Source organism: Nitratireductor lacus (assembly GCF_056431025.1).
In genome coordinates this window covers 19,056-36,565 of record NZ_JBWKMB010000007.1, presented here as the reverse complement: position 1 = coordinate 36,565, position 17,510 = coordinate 19,056, and the positions used below count along the sequence as shown (strand labels likewise).

At 62.7% G+C, this 17,510-nt stretch carries 17 protein-coding genes; 13 read left to right on the top strand and 4 right to left on the bottom strand.

Annotated elements, in window-relative coordinates:
* The first annotated feature begins 47 nt into the window (after positions 1–47).
* From AC07E3_RS07475 to AC07E3_RS07415, 13 genes are all read left to right on the top strand, one after another.
* Positions 48–2,339: a bifunctional salicylyl-CoA 5-hydroxylase/oxidoreductase gene (locus tag AC07E3_RS07475; RefSeq protein ID WP_478360963.1), complete on the top strand. Its 2,292-nt coding sequence runs from the start codon at positions 48–50 to the stop codon at positions 2,337–2,339.
* 166 nt (positions 2,340–2,505) lie between these two features.
* The gene (locus AC07E3_RS07470; RefSeq protein ID WP_478360961.1) at positions 2,506–3,264 is read left to right on the top strand and encodes an SDR family NAD(P)-dependent oxidoreductase; all 759 of its coding nucleotides are present in this window, start codon (positions 2,506–2,508) and stop codon (positions 3,262–3,264) included.
* Positions 3,258–3,734, top strand: coding sequence for a MarR family winged helix-turn-helix transcriptional regulator (locus tag AC07E3_RS07465; RefSeq protein ID WP_478360959.1), 477 nt, complete (start codon positions 3,258–3,260; stop codon positions 3,732–3,734). Before AC07E3_RS07470 ends, AC07E3_RS07465 begins: the two co-directional genes overlap by 7 nt.
* Positions 3,731–4,543, top strand: a complete 813-nt coding sequence (locus tag AC07E3_RS07460; RefSeq protein ID WP_478360957.1) for an enoyl-CoA hydratase family protein — start codon at positions 3,731–3,733, stop codon at positions 4,541–4,543. Before AC07E3_RS07465 ends, AC07E3_RS07460 begins: the two co-directional genes overlap by 4 nt.
* A 198-nt stretch (positions 4,544–4,741) precedes the next feature.
* A complete protein-coding gene (locus AC07E3_RS07455) occupies positions 4,742–5,884 on the top strand; it encodes an acyl-CoA dehydrogenase family protein (RefSeq protein ID WP_478360955.1) in 1,143 nt (380 codons plus the stop codon).
* A 10-nt stretch (positions 5,885–5,894) separates the two neighbouring features.
* Positions 5,895–7,514 carry an AMP-binding protein gene (locus AC07E3_RS07450; RefSeq protein ID WP_478360953.1) on the top strand — a complete coding sequence of 540 codons (1,620 nt, stop codon included), beginning with the start codon at positions 5,895–5,897 and terminating at the stop codon, positions 7,512–7,514.
* Positions 7,511–8,350 (top strand): tryptophan 2,3-dioxygenase, encoded by an 840-nt coding sequence (kynA, locus tag AC07E3_RS07445; protein WP_418793140.1) that lies wholly within the window; start codon positions 7,511–7,513, stop codon positions 8,348–8,350. The genes AC07E3_RS07450 and kynA overlap by 4 nt, the downstream gene beginning before the upstream one ends.
* A gap of 185 nt (positions 8,351–8,535) precedes the next feature.
* Complete coding sequence (locus tag AC07E3_RS07440) at positions 8,536–9,672, top strand: ABC transporter substrate-binding protein (protein ID WP_478360950.1); 1,137 nt, start codon at positions 8,536–8,538, stop codon at positions 9,670–9,672.
* Between the two features lie 174 nt (positions 9,673–9,846).
* The gene (locus AC07E3_RS07435) at positions 9,847–10,767 is read left to right on the top strand and encodes a branched-chain amino acid ABC transporter permease (protein ID WP_478360948.1); all 921 of its coding nucleotides are present in this window, start codon (positions 9,847–9,849) and stop codon (positions 10,765–10,767) included.
* 10 nt (positions 10,768–10,777) lie between these two features.
* Complete coding sequence (locus tag AC07E3_RS07430) at positions 10,778–11,749, top strand: branched-chain amino acid ABC transporter permease (protein WP_478360946.1); 972 nt, start codon at positions 10,778–10,780, stop codon at positions 11,747–11,749.
* Positions 11,742–12,491 carry an ABC transporter ATP-binding protein gene (locus tag AC07E3_RS07425; protein WP_336070975.1) on the top strand — a complete coding sequence of 250 codons (750 nt, stop codon included), beginning with the start codon at positions 11,742–11,744 and terminating at the stop codon, positions 12,489–12,491. Before AC07E3_RS07430 ends, AC07E3_RS07425 begins: the two co-directional genes overlap by 8 nt.
* The gene (locus tag AC07E3_RS07420; RefSeq protein WP_478360944.1) at positions 12,488–13,174 is read left to right on the top strand and encodes an ABC transporter ATP-binding protein; all 687 of its coding nucleotides are present in this window, start codon (positions 12,488–12,490) and stop codon (positions 13,172–13,174) included. The genes AC07E3_RS07425 and AC07E3_RS07420 overlap by 4 nt, the downstream gene beginning before the upstream one ends.
* Positions 13,175–13,209: 35 nt before the next feature.
* Complete coding sequence (locus AC07E3_RS07415) at positions 13,210–13,617, top strand: RidA family protein (protein WP_065816797.1); 408 nt, start codon at positions 13,210–13,212, stop codon at positions 13,615–13,617.
* 252 nt (positions 13,618–13,869) lie between these two features.
* Here the strand turns inward: AC07E3_RS07415 and AC07E3_RS07410 are convergent, their stop codons facing one another.
* Genes AC07E3_RS07410 through AC07E3_RS07395 form a run of 4 tightly spaced genes read right to left on the bottom strand, consistent with a single transcriptional unit; the run spans position 13,870 to position 17,409 of the window.
* Entirely contained in the window at positions 13,870–14,745 is an 876-nt protein-coding gene (locus AC07E3_RS07410) for a metal ABC transporter permease (protein WP_478360942.1), read from the bottom strand.
* Positions 14,742–15,617, bottom strand: a complete 876-nt coding sequence (locus tag AC07E3_RS07405) for a metal ABC transporter permease (RefSeq protein WP_336070971.1) — start codon at positions 15,615–15,617, stop codon at positions 14,742–14,744. The genes AC07E3_RS07410 and AC07E3_RS07405 overlap by 4 nt, the downstream gene beginning before the upstream one ends.
* Positions 15,614–16,519: a manganese/iron ABC transporter ATP-binding protein gene (locus AC07E3_RS07400; RefSeq protein ID WP_478360940.1), complete on the bottom strand. Its 906-nt coding sequence runs from the start codon at positions 16,517–16,519 to the stop codon at positions 15,614–15,616. The genes AC07E3_RS07405 and AC07E3_RS07400 overlap by 4 nt, the downstream gene beginning before the upstream one ends.
* On the bottom strand, positions 16,516–17,409 hold the full coding sequence (locus AC07E3_RS07395) for a metal ABC transporter substrate-binding protein (protein ID WP_478360938.1): 894 nt from the start codon (positions 17,407–17,409) through the stop codon (positions 16,516–16,518). The genes AC07E3_RS07400 and AC07E3_RS07395 overlap by 4 nt, the downstream gene beginning before the upstream one ends.
* Between the last annotated feature and the right edge of the window lie 101 nt (positions 17,410–17,510).

The following is a 17,510-nucleotide window of genomic DNA, read 5'->3' as shown; positions in this document are numbered from 1 at the left end:
GCTTACAAGCCAGGTGTTAAGCGATCCTGGGAGGAAGGAGCGCGAACATGAAAGTTGCTGTTCTCGGCGGTGGCCCGGCGGGCCTCTACTTCGCAATCTCGATGAAGCTGCGCGACGCAGCTCACGACATTACGGTTTTCGAACGAAACAGGCCCGACGACACATTCGGCTGGGGCGTGGTTCTCTCTGACGAAACCCTCGACAATCTGGCGGAGAACGATCCCGTCAGCGCCGAGCGCATCCGCGAGCATTTCGCCTATTGGGATGACATCGCCGTGGTACACAAGGGCGTGCGCACGCTCTCCACGGGACACGGTTTCTGCGGCATCGGCCGCATGCGCCTCCTCATTCTCCTGCAGGAGCGCGCCCGCGAACTCGGCATCAGGCTCGAATTCGAGACCGAGATCGACGATCCCCGCCCCTTCATGGCCGAATACGACATGGTGCTGGCATCCGACGGCCTGAACTCCCGGACGCGAACCACCTTCGCCGACGTGTTCAAGCCTGACATCGACGTGCGCAAGTGCAAGTTCGTCTGGCTCGGCACGCATCAGAAATTCGACGACGCCTTCACCTTCATCTTCGAGAAAACGGAGCATGGCTGGGTGTGGGCGCACGCCTACCAGTTCGATGACGACACCGCGACCTTCATCGTGGAGTGCGGCCCGGAGACCTGGGAAAAGTTCGGCTTCGGCGAGATGAGCCAGCAGGAATCCATCGCCGTGTGCGAACGGATTTTCAAGGACCACCTTGGCGGCCACAAGCTGATGACCAACGCAAACCACATTCGCGGTTCGGCGTGGATCAACTTCCCGCGCGTGCTGTGCGAACGCTGGTCGCATGAAAACATCGCGCTGATGGGCGACGCCGCCGCCAGCGCCCACTTTTCCATCGGCTCGGGCACCAAGCTGGCGCTCGAGAGCGCCATTGCCCTGGCCGAATATCTCCACACTGAGCCGACGCTGAAGGAAGCCTTCGACAAATACGAAGACGCGCGGCGGCTGGAAGTCCTGCGTCTCCAGTCGGCGGCGCGCAACTCGCTGGAATGGTTCGAGGAGGTTGAGCGCTATCTCGATCTCGATCCGGTGCAGTTCAACTATTCGCTGCTCACCCGCTCCCAGCGCATCAGCCATGAAAACCTGCGCCTGCGCGACCCCGAATGGCTTGCGGACGCCGAAAGCTGGTTCCAGCAGCAGGCCGGCGCGGAAGACAACGCCGCCCGCCCGCCCATGTTCGCGCCGTACAGATTGCGCGGCCTGACGCTGAAAAACCGCGTGGTCGTGTCGCCCATGGCCCAGTACAAGGCCGTAGACGGCTCACCGACCGACTGGCACATGGTGCATTATTGCGAGCGTGCCAAGGGCGGCGCCGGCCTCGTTTATATCGAGATGACCTGTGTCAGCCCCGAGGGCCGCATCACGCCCGGCTGTCCTGGTTTCTACAAGCCCGAGCACGAAACGGCATGGACACGCATCGTCGATTTCGTTCACCGGGAGACGGACGCGAAGATCTGTGCGCAGATCGGCCATTCCGGCCCGAAGGGCTCGACCCAGCTCGGCTGGGAAGAAATGGACGCGCCGCTGAAAGACGGCAACTGGCCGGTTCTGGCTGCCTCCGAAGTGTCCTGGTCCGAGCAGAACCAGACACCGAAAGCCATGGATCGCAACGACATGGACATGGTGCGCGACCAGTTCGTCGCGGCTGCCCAGATGGCCGAACGCTGCGGTTTCGACATGCTCGAACTGCACTGCGCCCACGGTTACCTCCTGTCGTCCTTCATTTCGCCGCTCACCAACCGGCGCGAGGATGACTACGGCGGCAGCCTTGAAAACCGCATGCGCTATCCGCTGGAAATCTTCCATGCCGTGCGTGCCGTCTGGCCCGACGACAAGCCCATTTCCGTGCGCATCTCGGCCAATGACTGGGTGGGCGATGAAGGCGTGACACCGGAAGAGGCCGTTGAGATCGCCCGCATGTTGCAGGAGGCCGGCGTCGACATCTGCGACGTCTCGGCAGGCCAGACCTCGAAGCGCGCCCGCCCCGTCTATGGACGCATGTTCCAGACCCCCTTCTCCGACCGCATCCGCAACGAAACCGGCATGGCAACCATGGCCGTGGGCAACATCTATGAGCCCGACCATGTCAATTCGATCCTGATGGCCGGCCGGGCCGACCTTGTCTGCCTCGCCCGCCCGCATCTGGCCGATCCCTATTGGACGCTCCACGCTGCGGCAACCCTCGGAGACAAAGGCGTGACCTGGCCCGATCCCTACCTGCCAGGCCGCGATCAGCTCTACCGGCTTGCCGAGCGGGCCGAGCAGATGACAGGGAAGGTGTGACGATGTTTTCCGAATGCCGGCTCTGCCCCTCATCCTCACCTTCTCCCCGCGCTCGGGGAGAAGGGGGCATAGACGTCGCCGCTTCGTCCTTCTCCCCGCGTGCGGGGAGAAGGTGCCGGCAGGCGGATGAGGGGCATCGCCGAACTTCAAGGAAAAGGCCAGCACAATGACCAGTTCACGCCACGCACTCGTCACAGGCGGCGGAACGGGCGTCGGCGAAGCGATCGCGCTCTCCTTCGCGGAAGCCGGCATCGACGTTACAATCTGTGGGCGGCGGGCCGAGCCTCTCGAAAAGGTCGCGGCCCGGCACGAGCGCATCCACGCGCTCACCGCCGACGTGACCGACGAAGCCTCCATGCAGGCGCTCTATGAAACGGCGGAAACCGCGCGCGGCCCCTTCGACATCGTCATCGCCAATGCAGGCACCGCCTCCAGCGCGCCGGCCCACCGCACCAAGCTCGAAGACTGGAACCGCATCCTCGACGTCAACATGACGGGCGCGTTCCTCACGGTGAAGCCCGCACTGTCCCCGATGGCAAAGCGCGGCAGCGGACGCATCATCTTCATCGCCTCTGTCGCCGGCCTCAAGGGCTATGCCTATGTCGCGCCCTATGTCGCATCCAAGCACGGCGTCATCGGGCTCATGCGGGCGCTTTCCGTGGAACTGGTCAAGACCGGCGTGACGGTGAATGCCATCTGCCCCGGTTACGTGGAAACCGAGATGCTTGAAGAATCCATCGAGCGCGTGGTCGAGAAGACCGGGCGCAGCCACGAGGAGGCCCGCAGGGGCTTTGTCGAAGCCAATCCCCATGGCCGGCTGATCCAGCCGGAAGAGGTCGCGGCGGCGGCATTGTGGCTTGTCAGTTCCGCGGCCTCGTCGGTCACCGGCCAGTCGATTTCCATATCTGGAGGTGAAACATGGTAAGCGCCCCCCTGGCTTCCGTTCGCAGCGGCGCACCCGCAAAGGAACGCCTGCGCCTGTGGATCAGGATTCTGCGTGCCTCGCGCCTCATCGAAGCCGTTCTGCGCGAAAGGCTAAAAACCCGCTTCGACACGACCCTGCCGCGTTTCGATGTGCTGTCGGCCCTCGACCGCGCACCCGAAGGCATGGCGATGAGCGACATATCGCGCTTCCTTCTGGTTTCGAACGGCAATGTGACGGGCATCGTGGAACGCCTGGTGACGGATGGTCTGGCCAGTCGCACCAAGCGCGACGGTGACCGGCGCACATCCATCATAAAGCTGACACCAGCCGGCAAGGAAGCCTTCGCGGCAATGGCCGAAGCGCATGAGCGCTGGATTGACGAGCTTCTCGGCAGTCTGCCGGAGGATGAGGCACGCGCTCTGGCCGGCACACTCAAGACATTCGAAAGCAATTGGGAGGGCGGCGTATGAGCACCATGGCGGGTCTGAAGCCGAAGCACTTCATCTGGCGTATGGAAGGCAATGTCGCGCTGATCCAGCTCGACCGGCCGGACCGCAAGAATCCGCTCACCTTCGAGTCTTACGCGGAACTGCGCGACACATTCCGCGCCCTGCCCTATGCCGACGATGTGGACGCGGTGGTGTTCCTGCCCAATGGCGGCAATTTCTGCTCAGGCGGCGATGTGCACGACATCATCGGCCCGCTTGTCGATATGGACATGAAGGGTCTGCTCGCCTTCACGCGCATGACCGGCGATCTGGTCAAGGCCATGATCGCCTGCAACAAGCCGATCATTTCGGCGGTGGATGGCGTGGCTGTCGGTGCCGGGGCGATCATCGCCATGGCTTCTGACATGCGACTTGCAACGCCGGAGGCCAAGACGGCTTTCCTGTTCACCCGTGTCGGGCTCGCCGGTTGCGACATGGGCGCCTGCGCCATGCTGCCCCGCATCATCGGTCAGGGCCGTGCGGCGGAGCTGCTTTACACCGGTCGCTCCATGAGCGCTGAAGAGGGCGAGCGCTGGGGTTTCTACAACCGCCTCGTTGCCGCCGACGCCTTGGAAACCGAAGCGCTGACCATGGCCTCGCGGATTGCCGCCGGGCCAACCTTCGCCCATGGCATCACCAAGACCCAGCTCAACCAGGAATGGTCGATGGGTCTGGAACAGGCCATCGAGGCGGAAGCCCAAGCGCAGGCCATCTGCATGCAGACAAAGGATTTCGAACGCGCCTATCGCGCATTCGTGGCCAAGGAAAAACCGGTGTTCGAGGGGGATTGATGATGGCGTTGGCGCTGCCCCTCATCCGCCTGCCGGCACCTTCTCCCCGTTCACGGGGAGAAGGGATCAAGGCCGCTACGTTTATGCCCCCCTCTCCCCGCCTGCGGGGGTCCGAAGGACGGGTCGAGACCCGTGGCTCGGCCCCGGTCAGTAAGGGTGAGGGGCAATGCGCCCGCACCAGCAATAGGGAGCAACCCCATGCCTGACCGCTCCTTCCTCGACTGGCCCTTCTTCGAACAGCGCCACCGCGACTGGGCCGAAAAACTCGACGCATGGTGCGCGAAGAACCTCCCCGTTGACCACAGCGATGTCGATGCCGCCTGCCGCGATCTCGTTGCCCGGCTCGGCGAAGCCGGCTTCCTCAAGCCCACCGCGCTCGACACCGCCAATCCCGGCCCGCTCGACGTGCGCACGCTGTGCCTGACGCGCGAAACGCTGGCCCGCCATGACGGGCTGGCCGATTTTGCCTTCGCTATGCAGGGGCTCGGCACCGGCGCGATCAGCCTGTTCGGCACGCCGGAGCAGCAGCAATGGCTCGACAGGACCCGCGCCGGCAAGGCGATCTCGGCCTTTGCCCTTTCCGAGCCGCGCTCGGGCTCGGATGTCGCCAATATGGACATGACCGCCACGCGCGATGGCGATGGCTACGTTCTTTCCGGCGAAAAAACCTGGATTTCCAATGGCGGCATCGCCGACCTCTATACCGTGTTCGCCCGCACCGGCGAAGCGCCGGGCGCCAAAGGGATCTCCGCCTTCCTCGTCCCTGCGGACACGCCGGGGCTGAAGGTCGCGGAGCGTCTGGACGTGATTGCGCCGCATCCGCTGGCGCGGCTTGCCTTCAACGATGTGCGTGTGCCCGCCTCTGCCATGATCGGCAAGCCGAGCGAAGGCTTCAAGATCGCCATGTCGGTGCTCGACGTGTTCCGCTCCACCGTGGGTGCGGCCGCACTCGGCTTTGCACGCCGGGCGCTGGACGAGACGCTGGACCGTGCCGGCAGCCGCGAGCTTTTCGGCGCTCCGCTGTTCGAGCTGCAGATGGTGCAGGGCCACATCGCAGACATGGCGCTTGATGTCGACGCTGCAGCACTCCTCATCTACCGCGCCGCATGGACCAAGGACATGGGCGCGCGGCGCGTGACCCGCGAAGCGGCAATGGCGAAGCTCTTTGCCACCGACCGCGCACAACAGGTCATCGACAAGGCGGTTCAGATTCATGGCGGCGACGGCGTGCGCCGCGGACATATCGTAGAGAGCCTTTACCGGGAGATCAGGGCTCTGCGCATCTATGAGGGCGCGTCAGACGTCCAGAAGGTCGTGATTGCCCGGCAGATTGGAAAGTGAGGGAGGAAACATGCTCGGACCGACAGGTCATACCGACACCTTTGCGCGGGACAATCTCCCGCCGGAAGACCAATGGCCGGCCTTCCTTCTCGATGGTTTCGACTACCCGGAATATCTGAATGCCGGCGTTGAACTGACCGACCGCATGGTCGAGCGCGGCTTCGGCGACCATGTGGCACTGATCGGCAATGGCCGCCGCCGAACCTACAAGGAGCTGGCGGACTGGACGAGCCGCCTCGCCCATGCGCTGGTCGAGGATTACGGCGTCAGGCCGGGCAACCGCATCCTGATCCGCTCGGCCAACAACCCGGCCATGGTCGCCTGCTGGCTGGCGGCCACCAAGGCGGGCGCCGTGGTGGTCAACACCATGCCGATGCTGCGTGCCGGCGAACTCGCCAAGATCGTCGACAAGGCGGAGATCGGCCTTGCCCTGTGCGACACGCGCATCAAGGACGAGCTCGTCGCCTGCGCGAAGGACAGCAAATTCCTCAAGAAAGTCGTCGGCTTCGACGGCACCGCCAATTTCGATGCAGAACTCGACCGCATCGCCCTCGACAAGCCGGTCCGGTTCGATGCCGTCAAGACAGGCCGTGACGATGTCGCGCTTCTGGGTTTCACCTCCGGCACCACTGGAACGCCCAAGGCGACCATGCATTTCCACCGCGATCTGCTGATCATCGCCGATGCCTATGCAAAGGAAGTGCTGCAGGTCACCCCGGACGACGTGTTCGTCGGCTCGCCGCCGCTCGCCTTCACCTTCGGGCTCGGCGGTCTGGCGATCTTCCCGCTGCGTTTTGGCGCGACGGCGACGCTGCTTGAAAGCGCCACCCCGCCCAACATGATCGAGATCATCGAAAAATACCGTGCCACGGTGAGTTTCACCGCGCCCACCGCCTACCGCGCCATGATGGCGGCGATGGATGAGGGTGCGGATCTCTCCTCGCTCCGCGTTGCCGTCTCGGCGGGCGAGACGCTGCCCGGCCCCGTGTTCGAGGCGTGGACGGAAAAGACCGGCAAGCCGATCCTCGACGGCATCGGTGCGACCGAGATGCTGCACATCTTCATCTCCAATCGTTTCGATGATCGCCATCCCGCCACCACGGGCCGCCCGGTGGCCGGCTATGAAGCGCGCATCGTGGACGAAGACATGAACGAGTTGCCGCGCGGCGAGACCGGGCGTCTGGCCGTGCGTGGCCCGACCGGCTGCCGCTATCTCGCTGACGAACGGCAGAAAGAGTATGTGCGCGACGGCTGGAACCTGACGGGCGATTCCTTCTATCAGGATGAGGACGGCCACTTCCATTTCGCCGCCCGCTCCGACGACATGATCGTTTCCGCCGGTTACAACATTGCCGGTCCCGAGGTGGAGGCGGCACTGCTTGCCCATGCCGACGTCATGGAATGCGCCGTCATCGGTGCACCGAGCGAGGAGCGCGGGCAGATTGTCGAGGCTCATGTGGTTCTGGCCGAAGGCGTCGCGCGCGATGAGCTGACGGTGAAACGTCTTCAGGACCACGTGAAAGCAGCAATCGCGCCTTACAAATATCCGCGTTCCATCAAGTTTCTGGACGCCCTGCCGAAGACCGAGACAGGCAAGATCCAGCGTTTCCGCCTGCGGGAGAAGCAATGACCATGGCAAGCCAGCCGGAGCTCGACGACGAAAGGGCAGCGGACATCAAGCCGCCCATGTCCTATAGCGACTATCTGCATCTGGAGAAAATACTCGACGCGCAGGAGCCCCTGTCCACGGCACGTGATGAGCTTCTGTTCATCATCCAGCATCAGACATCCGAGCTCTGGATGAAACTCGCCATCACCGAAATCCGCTCCGCGCGCGCGGCCATCGCCGAGGACAGGCTGCGCCCCGCCTTCAAGATGCTGACCCGCGTGGCACGCATCTTCGAGCAGTTGAACAGCGCCTGGGACGTGCTGCGCACCATGACGCCGAGCGAGTATTCCACCTTCCGCGATGCGCTCGGCCAGTCCTCCGGATTCCAGTCCTGGCAGTACCGCTCCATCGAATTCCTGGCCGGCAATAGAAATCTGGCAATGCTCAAGCCGCATGCCGACCTGCCGGAAATTACAGCGCATCTGGAGGAGATTCTGGCCGAGCCCAGCCTCTATGACGAGGCATTGCGGCTTCTGGCACGCAATGGCTTCAATATCGGCCCCGATGCGGAACGCACGAGCTGGCGCGAGCGCCGGGAGGCCAATGCCGAGGTGCAGGCGGCGTGGAAGGCGGTCTATGCACGGCCCGACGAGCACTGGGCACTTTACGAACTGGCCGAAAAACTGATTGATTTCGAAGACTATTTCCGCCGGTGGCGCTTCAACCACGTGACCACCGTCGAACGGATCATCGGGCTGAAGCGGGGCACCGGCGGCACATCCGGCGTTTCCTACTTGCGCAAGATGCTGGATGTGGAACTATTCCCCGAACTCTGGAGAGTCCGAACGGACATGTGAGGAGATGATGATCAACCGCCGCGCCAGCCCCTCACCCTTACCCTCTCCCCGCAAGCGGGGCGAGGGAGGCATAAACGTTGCATTCAGCCCCCTTCTCCCCGCCTACGGGGAGAAGGTGCCGGCAGGCGGATGAGGGGCAAACACCTGCCCAGCAGATAAACGGGAACAAAAAAGGGAGACCACACATGAAGAAGCTACTTGCAGCAAGCCTGCTTGCCCTTTCGGCAAGCGTCGCCGGAAATGCCTTTGCCGAACCGATCAAGATCGGCATGATCACCACGCTCTCTGGCGGTGGCGCGGGGCTTGGCATCGATGCCCGCGACGGTTTCATGCTCGCCATCGAGCGGTCCGGCAACAAGGAGATCGATGTCGTTGTTGAAGACGACGCCCAGAAGCCGGAACTTGCGGTCCAGATCGCCGACAAGATGATCCAGAGCGACAAGGTGGACCTGATGACAGGCATCATCTGGTCGAACCTTGCCATGGCGGTCGTGCCGTCGGCGACGGCGCAGGATATCATCTATCTGTCGGTCAATGCCGGCCCCTCGGCGCTGGCCGGCGCCGGTTGCAGCCCGAATTACTTCAACGTCGCCTATCAGAACGACAATTTCCACGAGGCGATGGGCGAGGCGGCCAACAAGGACTACAAGAAGACTTTCATCATGGCGCCCAACTATCCGGCCGGCAAGGATTCGCTGACCGGCTTCAAGCGCTTCTACAAGGGCGAGCTGGCGGGTGAGGTCTACACCAAGCTCGGTCAGACGGATTATGCCGCCGAGATCGCCCAGATCCGCGCTTCGGGGGCGGATTCGGTGTTCATCTTCCTGCCGGGCGGCATGGGCATCGCCTTCACCAAGCAGTATGCCCAGTCGGGCGTCGGCCTCCCGCTGCTTGGACCGGCTTTCTCCTTCAGCCAGGATGTGCTGCCCGCCATTGGTGATGCGGCGCTTGGGGTGAAGAACACCGCGTCCTGGGCCTATGACCTCGACAATGAAGCCAACAAGACCTTTGTCGAAGGGTTCAAGGAAGCCTATGGCCGCCTGCCCTCCGTCTATGCCGCACAGGCCTATGACACGGCGAACCTGATCCTTTCCGCCGCCGAAAAGGCAAGCGTGAAAGACAAAGACGCTTTCCGCGCGGCGCTGAAGGAGGCGGATTTCGATTCCGTCCGCGGCAAGTTCTCCTTCAACACCAACAACCACCCGATCCAGGATTTCTATGTCCGCGAGGTGGTGAAGGACGGCGACACGCTGACAAACAAGATCGTTGCCACCGCATTCACCGATCACAAGGACGCCTACGCGGCCGAGTGCAAGATGTAGGACAGCCTCCTTCTCCCCGCTGGCGGGGAGAAGGTGCCGGCAGGCGGATGAGGGGCCTGCGCCAGTCTTTGCAGATCATGGCGCAGCCCCTCACCCTCACCCTCTCCCCGTAAACGGGGAGAGGGAGGCGTCCACGCAGCGCTCCACCTCAAAACCAGACGGCGAAAACTCCCCGTGACCCTAACCCTATTCATAGAGCAAATCCTGAACGGACTGCAGTTCGGCGTGATGCTGTTCCTGATGGCCGCCGGTCTCACGCTGATCTTCGGCGTCATGGGTCTCATCAACCTTGCGCATGGCTCGCTCTTCATGGTTGGCGCGTTTGCGTGCGCTTCCGTCGCAGCGGCCACCGGCTCCTTCTGGCTCGGCCTCGTCGCCAGCCTTGCCGCGGCCGCTGCCGCTGGCGCGCTGGTCGAAATCCTCGTCATCAGACGGCTTTATGAACGCGACCATCTCGACCAGGTGCTCGCCACCTTCGCGCTGATCCTCATCTTCTCGGAAGGCACGCGCTGGGTGTTCGGCTCCTTCCCGCTCTATCTCGACATTCCGCAGCTTCTCTCAGGCGCAGTGCATCTGCCCGGCGGCGCGCAGTACCCCATCTACCGTCTCGCGGTGATCGGCGTCGGCATCGCGGTCGCTGCGGGGCTTTATCTTCTCATCGGCAAGACCCGGCTCGGCATGCGCATTCGCGCCGGTGAATCCGACCGCGAGATGATCGGCGCGCTCGGCATCGACATCGGCACGCTCTACACGCTCGTCTTTGCGCTGGGCGCAGCCCTTGCCGGTCTGGCCGGCGCCATGGTGGGCGCGCTTCAGTCGGTGCAGGTGGGCATGGGCGAACCGGTGCTGATCCTCGCCTTCGTGGTCATCGTCATCGGTGGCATCGGGTCGATCAAGGGTGCGCTGGTGGGCTCGATCCTCGTGGGACTGACAGAGACACTGGGCCGCTTCCTGCTGCCGCATTTCTTCGGTCTGTTCATGTCCAATTCCGAAGCCGCCACAGTGGGTGCGGCACTCGCCTCCATGCTGATTTACATCGTCATGGCCCTCATCCTTGCCTTCAGGCCCCAGGGTCTGTTCGCGGCGAATGCATGAGGGGCCGCACATGACACGCGAAACATCAATCAGCATCCTCATCGTCGCCGGCCTTCTCGCCGCCGCCTTCATCGCCCAGGCCATGGGCGAAACCTTCTACATCACGCTGGCGACCCGCATGGCGATCCTCGGCCTTGCCGCAACCGGGCTCAACATCGCGCTCGGCCTTGGTGGTCTGGTCTCCTTCGGCCACGCAGCCTTCTTCGGCATTGGCGGCTATGCGGCCGGCATTCTTGCCACCCACGCCTTCAACAGCGAGCCGCTTCTCTTCGGCCTGCCCGGCACCAACCAGATGATCGTGATCTGGATTACCGGCGCCATCGCTGCCGCGCTCGTGGCAACGCTGATCAGCCTGATCTCGCTCAGAACCTCCGGCGTCTATTTCATCATGATCACCCTCGCCTTCGCGCAGATGATCTACTATTTCGCGATCTCCTGGCCCGCCTATGGAGGCGAGGATGGTCTGTCGATCTATGTTCGCAACGCGTTTCCAGGCACGAACACGCTGGCGCCGATGAGCTTCTTCCTCATCTGTTTTGGCCTTCTGGCGATCGGCCTCATCCTCTTCGCGTTGATCCGCGCGTCCCGCTTTGGCGCAGCACTTCAGGCCGGGCGACAGAACGAGACACGGCTTGCCGCTGTCGGCATCGGCCCCTTCAGGATTCGGCTTGTGGCCTTTGTCCTGTCCGCCATGATGACAGCCCTTGCCGGCGCGCTCTTTGCCGATCTCAACCGCTTCGTCAGCCCCTCCATGTTCTCCTGGCACATGTCGGGCGAACTGATCGTTCTCATCATCATCGGCGGCGTCGGCCGGCTTGCCGGGCCGTTGGCCGGGGCCATAGTCTATGTGCTGTTCGAGTTCGCGCTGGGCGGCATCACGGAGCACTGGCAGTTTTTCCTCGGCCTCATTCTTCTGGCCGTGGTGCTGTTTGCCCGCGGTGGTGTGATGGGTCTTATGGCCGGGAGAGCACGTCATGGCTGAACCGATCCTCGACATTCGAGACCTGCGCAAAAGCTTCGGAGCGCTGAAAGCCACCGATGGCGTCAGCCTTGACCTGAAACCCGGAGAGATCCACGCGCTGATCGGCCCCAATGGCGCCGGCAAATCGACTCTCATCCACCAGATTGCCGGCTCGCTCCAGCCTGACAGTGGCGAAATCCACTTCGAAGGGCGTGACGTGAAGCCACTCGATGTGGCCGCCCGCGCACGGCTTGGCATGGGCCGCACCTTTCAGGTGTCCTCGCTCGCACCCGAGTTCTCGGCGCTGCGCAATGTGATGCTGGCGGTGCAGGCGCGTCAGGGCACCAGCTTCCATTTCTTCAAACCCGTCATGCGCGACACGAGCCTCACCGATCCGGCCCGTGAAGCACTCGCCCGCGTCGGCTTGTCGGACCGCGCCGACGTGCCCGCCGCCGAGCTTTCGCACGGCGAACGCCGTCAGCTCGAAATCGCCATCGCCCTGGCGCTCGGCGCAAAGGCGTTTCTACTCGATGAACCGATGGCCGGCATGGGCCCCGAAGGCTCACAGGCGCTGACCGGCTTCCTGGACAGCCTGCGCGACGAAGCGCCGATCCTTCTCATCGAGCACGACATGGACGCCGTCTTCGCCCTTGCCGACCGCATCTCCGTCCTCGTCTATGGGCGCATCATCGCCACCGGCTCGGTGGATGACATTCGCAGCCATCCCGCCGTGCGCGAAGCCTATCTGGGAGATGGCGCATGAAGCTGCTCGAGATCCGGGATCTGAAAACCTTCTACGGAAAATCGCAGGCGCTCTTCGGCGTCGATCTTTCGGTCGAGGAAGGCGAGGCCGTCGCACTGATGGGCCGCAACGGCATGGGCAAGACGACGACGATCCGCTCCGTCTGCCACCTCACGCCCGCACAGTCAGGCAGCATAAATTTTGCCGGCAAAGACATCATGCGTATGAAGCCGCACCGCATTGCCCGGCTCGGTCTCGGGCTGGTGCCGGAAGGCCGCCGCTGCTTCCCGAACCTGACGGTGGAGGAAAACATCCTCGCCGCCGCGCGTCCGGGCAAGTGGACGCTCGATAGCGTGAATGCGCTGTTCCCGCGCCTGGCGGAGCGGCGGGACCAGTATGCCAGCACGCTCTCGGGCGGCGAGCAGCAGATGCTCGCCATCGGCCGGGCGCTGGCCACCAATCCGCGCCTGCTCATTCTCGACGAAGCGACCGAAGGGCTCGCACCGGTGATCCGGCAGGATATCTGGCGCGCCATCCGCACTATCAGGGCGGAGGGCCAGTCGATCCTGATCGTCGACAAGACACTGAGCGAGCTTCTGCCCGTGGCGGACCGCTGCGTCATTCTCGAAAAAGGCCGCACCGCATGGACCGGTGCACCCTCAGCACTCACGGACGAGATCCAGGAGCGCTTTCTCGGCGTGTGACCACGCCTTTCGTTCCCAAGTATGAAGGAAATAGCATGACTGTCCCGCTTCACCAGATTCTCCAGCCCGCCGACTGGGTTCCTGCCAGGGGGTATTCCAATGGTGTTGTTGCAAGGGGGCGCACCGTCTTCCTTGGCGGTCAGATCGGCTGGAACGGCAGTCAGGTGTTTGAGACGGACGACTTCATCGGTCAGGTGCGGCAGGCGTTGGAGAACATCGTCACACTGCTGAAGGAAGCCGGCGCCGGACCGGAACATGTGGTGCGGCTCACCTGGTTCATCACGGACAAGCAGGCCTACGCCACCCGTCTGCGCGAACTGGGCGAGGCCTATCGCTCCGTCATGGGCCGCAACTTCCCGCCCATGAGCGTCGTTCAGGTCACCGCGCTCATCGAGGATGAAGCGAAGGTGGAGATCGAGGCCACGGCGGTCCTGCCCGATTAGCCGAACATGATTCAAGCGCCGTGCATCAGAAAACAACGCTCGGCGCTTTCACGATACTTGGGAGCCAAGCGCCCTCGCCCTTCGACAAGCTGAGGATGAGGGCTGTTTAGCCCGCTCAGAAAAGCGGTAGCGCCACGCGTGGCATATGCTCCTGCGTCCGCATTTCACGTTTCAAGAAAGCACGGAGCTTCCAGTAACCCTCATCCTGAGCTCGTCGAAGGGCGAGGGTGCCTGGCGCCGTACCGGTGAGATTCATCGCCCCACGCCCAGTTCGCCGCCGTCCACCTCCCGCGCGGCATCCTCCCGCGCATTGCGGCGCAGCGTGTAGATGAATGCCGCCACAAAAAGCCCCGTCATCAAAAGCACGATTGTCGGCGCCGGCGCGCTATCGAGGAAGAAACTCAGATAAACGCCGAAGAACGACGAGAGCAGTGCAACTGCCAGGCTGACAAGCAGCATCCTGTCGAACCGCCTGACCAGCAGAAAGGCCACGGCCCCGGGCCCGATCAGAAGCGCGATCGCGAGGATGATGCCCACCGCCGTCAATGCCGCGACGATGGTCAGCGAGAGGATGGCCAGAAGCCCGTAATGCAGCACCCGCACCGGCAGGCCGATCGCCTTGGCGTGCTGCCCGTCGAACGCATTCAGAAGCAGATCCCGGCGAAAGAGCACGATCGCCACGCAGACAAAAAGCGCGATAATCCCCGTCTGCGTGATGTCTCCCCACGTCACGCCCAGCATGTCGCCGAACAGGATATGGTCGAGATGCACCTCTGTCTGAATTTTGGTGTAGAGCAGCAGACCAAGCCCGAACATGCCGGAGAAGACCACGCCCATGATCGTGTCTTCCTTCACACGGCTGTTTTCCTTCAGATAGCCGATGCCGACCACGCAGGTCATGCCGGCCACGAAAGCGCCGATGGCAAAGGGTATGCCGATAATATAGGCAATCACCACGCCCGGCAGCACCGCATGGCTCACGGCATCGCCCATCAGCGACCACCCCTTGAGCACGAGAAAGCATGAGAGCAGCGCCATGGGCGCGGCAATCAACACCGAAATGATGAAGGCCTGCTGCATGAAGGGAAACGCGAAGGGCAGCATCAGCGCGTCGAAAAAGCCACTCATGCGCCCATCTCCCGCATCTCGCCTTCCAGCGCCTCACGGGCCCGCCTGCGCGCCGCCAGAAGCCCGTGCTTCGGTGCAAGGACAAAGGCCGTCAGAAACGCCAGCGTCTGCAGCACGACGATGATACCGCCCGTCGCCCCATCGAGAAAATAGCTCGCATAGGCCCCGATGAAGCTTGAGAGCGCGCCAATCGCCACCGCAATGGCCACGAGCCGCGGAAAACGATCCGTCAGGAGATAGGCCGTCGCCCCCGGCGTCACCACCATGGCGATGACGAGAAACGCGCCCACCGTCTGCATGGCGGCCACCGTGCAGGCACTCAGAAGCGTAAAGAAGATCAGCCGCAGAAAACCCGGATTGAGGCCGATGGAGCGCGCATGGTTCTCGTCGAAAAACGCGACCATCAGGTCCTTCCACTTGAATGCGAGGACCAGCAGAGTGACGCCGGAAATGATGACAAGCTGCAGCGTGTCCGATGGCGTGATCGCCAGCACATTGCCCAGAACGATGGTCTGGATGTTCACCGCCGCTGGCGAAAGCGAGACCATGAAGAGCCCAAGGCCGAAAAACGAGGTGAAGATCAGGCCAATGATGGCATCTTCACGCAGCTTGGTGCGCTGATTGAGAAAGAACATCGTACCGGCCGCAAGCCCGCCGGCAAAGAACGCGCCGATGGAAAACGGCAGGCCCAGCATGTAGGCCCCGGCTACGCCCGGTACGATGGAATGCGAGAGCGCATCGCCAATCAGCGACCAGCCCTTGAGCATCAGATAGGCGGAGAGAAAAGCACACACCCCGCCCACCAGCGCGCTCACCCACATGGCGTTGACCATGTAGCCATAGGAGAACGGTTCGAGCAGATAGGCGCTCATTTCCTGTCCCCTGCTTCCGGGGCGCCATCCTCATCGCCATAGATGACGAAGGGCCGCTCATCGTCGGTCAGAACCGTGAGCTTGCGGGAATCCTCTTCTGCGTCTTCATGCAGATCCGCCCCGCCAAGCGTGAACTGGCGCAGCACACCGCCAAATGCCTTTTCCAGATTGGCGCGGGTGAAAACTTCCGGTGTCAGCCCGGAAGCCAGCACCGTGCGGTTGATCAGAACGGTTCGATCGCAGAAGCGCGGCACACTGCCCAGATTGTGCGTCGAGACCAGCATGACATGCCCTTCCTCGCGTAACGCCTTCAGAAGCGCGATGATGGATTCTTCCGTGCGGACATCGACGCCGGTGAACGGCTCATCGAGCAGAATCACCCGTCCTTCCTGGGCCAGCGCCCGCGCCAGGAAGACGCGCTTCTTCTGGCCGCCGGACAGTTCGCCGATCTGACGCTTGCGGAAATCGGCCATGCCCACACGCTCGAGCGCCGCCTCGACCTTTTCATGATCGTGCCGGCGCGGCCAGCGCATGAAATTCATGTGGCCATAGCGCCCCATCATCACCACGTCCTCGACGAGAACGGGAAAGTTCCAGTCAACCTCCTCGGCCTGGGGCACATAGGCAACGACGTTGCGCTTCAGGGCCCGCCCTGCCGGCTGGGCCAGGATGCACACCTCCCCGCGGGCAAGCGGCACGAAGCCCATGATTGCCTTGAAGAGCGTGGATTTGCCGCTGCCATTGACGCCGACAAGCGCCGCGATCGTGCCGGTGGGGATTGAAAAACTGGCGTCACGCAGCGCCGTGTGACCGTTCCGATATGTAACCGTCACATCGCGAACATCAATGCCGGCGGATTTCGCCGCCGGCTTTCTGTCCCTGTTGATCACGGGTGCGTTCATTGCCCGCTCAGTCCTTCGGCGATCGTCTCACTCGTGACCCGCAGGAGGTCCAGATAGGTGGGCACCTCGCCGCTCGCATCGCTCAGCGAATCCACGTAGAGAACCCCGCCATACTTCGCGCCGGTTTCACGCGCCACCTGCTGCGCCGGATCGGGAGAAACCGTGCTTTCGCTGAAGACCGCCGGCGCCCTGGTTTCCCTGATCTGGTCAATCACGTGACGCACCTGTTGCGGCGTACCCTGCTGGTCGGCATTGATCGGCCAGATATAGAGCTCTTTCAGCCCGAAGTCGCGGGCAAGATAACTGAACGCACCCTCACTGGTGACGAGAACCCGGTGATCCTCGGGAATGGCAGCAAGCCTTTCGCGGATCGGATCAACAACCGCCTTGATCTGCGCCTTGTACGCTTCGGCATTTTTCGCATACACCCCGGCATTCTCCGGATCATGCTTCGAAAACGCGTCGCGAATGTTGTCGACATAGGTCAGCGCATCGCTCGGCGACATCCAGGCATGCGGGTTGGGCTTGCCCGTATAGGGACCCTCGCCAATGCTCATCGGCTCCACGCCCTGCGAGACCACCACGCTCGGAACATCCTTGAGATTGCGGAAGAAGCGCTCGAACCAGAGCTCGAGATTGAGCCCGTTCCACAGGATCAGGTCGGCATCCTGAGCCCGCAGAATATCGCCCGGTGTCGGCTGGTAATTGTGAATTTCCGCATTCGGCTTGGTGATCGATTCGACCACCGCCACCTCGCCCGCAACGTTGCGTGCCATGTCGGCAATGACGGTAAATGTGGTGACCGCCTTGAAGCGCTCATCCTGAGCGAAGGCGGAGGTCGCGGCGAGTGCTGCGACGATGAAAGTGGCCAATCCCTTGGCTAAACGCATGAATATCCCCTGATACACATCGAACTGCTGTGACTGTCTGAAGCTAGGCCGTATTTCTCAACTCGTCAATGCAATTGCAAATCGTTTGCAATAAAAAAGCT

Bases quoted from the DNA above. Each gene is read 5' to 3' on its own strand.
- AC07E3_RS07465 (WP_478360959.1), top strand. From the start codon at position 3,258: ATGGTAAGCGCCCCCCTGGCTTCCGTTCGCAGCGGCGCACCCGCAAAG.
- AC07E3_RS07460 (WP_478360957.1), top strand. From the start codon at position 3,731: ATGAGCACCATGGCGGGTCTGAAGCCGAAGCACTTCATCTGGCGTATG.
- AC07E3_RS07405 (WP_336070971.1), bottom strand. From the start codon at position 15,617: ATGAGCGCCTATCTGCTCGAACCGTTCTCCTATGGCTACATGGTCAAC.
- AC07E3_RS07470 (WP_478360961.1), top strand. From the start codon at position 2,506: ATGACCAGTTCACGCCACGCACTCGTCACAGGCGGCGGAACGGGCGTC.
- AC07E3_RS07440 (WP_478360950.1), top strand. From the start codon at position 8,536: ATGAAGAAGCTACTTGCAGCAAGCCTGCTTGCCCTTTCGGCAAGCGTC.
- AC07E3_RS07400 (WP_478360940.1), bottom strand. From the start codon at position 16,519: ATGAACGCACCCGTGATCAACAGGGACAGAAAGCCGGCGGCGAAATCC.
- AC07E3_RS07475 (WP_478360963.1), top strand. From the start codon at position 48: ATGAAAGTTGCTGTTCTCGGCGGTGGCCCGGCGGGCCTCTACTTCGCA.
- AC07E3_RS07430 (WP_478360946.1), top strand. From the start codon at position 10,778: ATGACACGCGAAACATCAATCAGCATCCTCATCGTCGCCGGCCTTCTC.
- AC07E3_RS07420 (WP_478360944.1), top strand. From the start codon at position 12,488: ATGAAGCTGCTCGAGATCCGGGATCTGAAAACCTTCTACGGAAAATCG.
- AC07E3_RS07395 (WP_478360938.1), bottom strand. From the start codon at position 17,409: ATGCGTTTAGCCAAGGGATTGGCCACTTTCATCGTCGCAGCACTCGCC.
- kynA (WP_418793140.1), top strand. From the start codon at position 7,511: ATGACCATGGCAAGCCAGCCGGAGCTCGACGACGAAAGGGCAGCGGAC.
- AC07E3_RS07455 (WP_478360955.1), top strand. From the start codon at position 4,742: ATGCCTGACCGCTCCTTCCTCGACTGGCCCTTCTTCGAACAGCGCCAC.
- AC07E3_RS07415 (WP_065816797.1), top strand. From the start codon at position 13,210: ATGACTGTCCCGCTTCACCAGATTCTCCAGCCCGCCGACTGGGTTCCT.
- AC07E3_RS07410 (WP_478360942.1), bottom strand. From the start codon at position 14,745: ATGAGTGGCTTTTTCGACGCGCTGATGCTGCCCTTCGCGTTTCCCTTC.
- AC07E3_RS07450 (WP_478360953.1), top strand. From the start codon at position 5,895: ATGCTCGGACCGACAGGTCATACCGACACCTTTGCGCGGGACAATCTC.
- AC07E3_RS07425 (WP_336070975.1), top strand. From the start codon at position 11,742: ATGGCTGAACCGATCCTCGACATTCGAGACCTGCGCAAAAGCTTCGGA.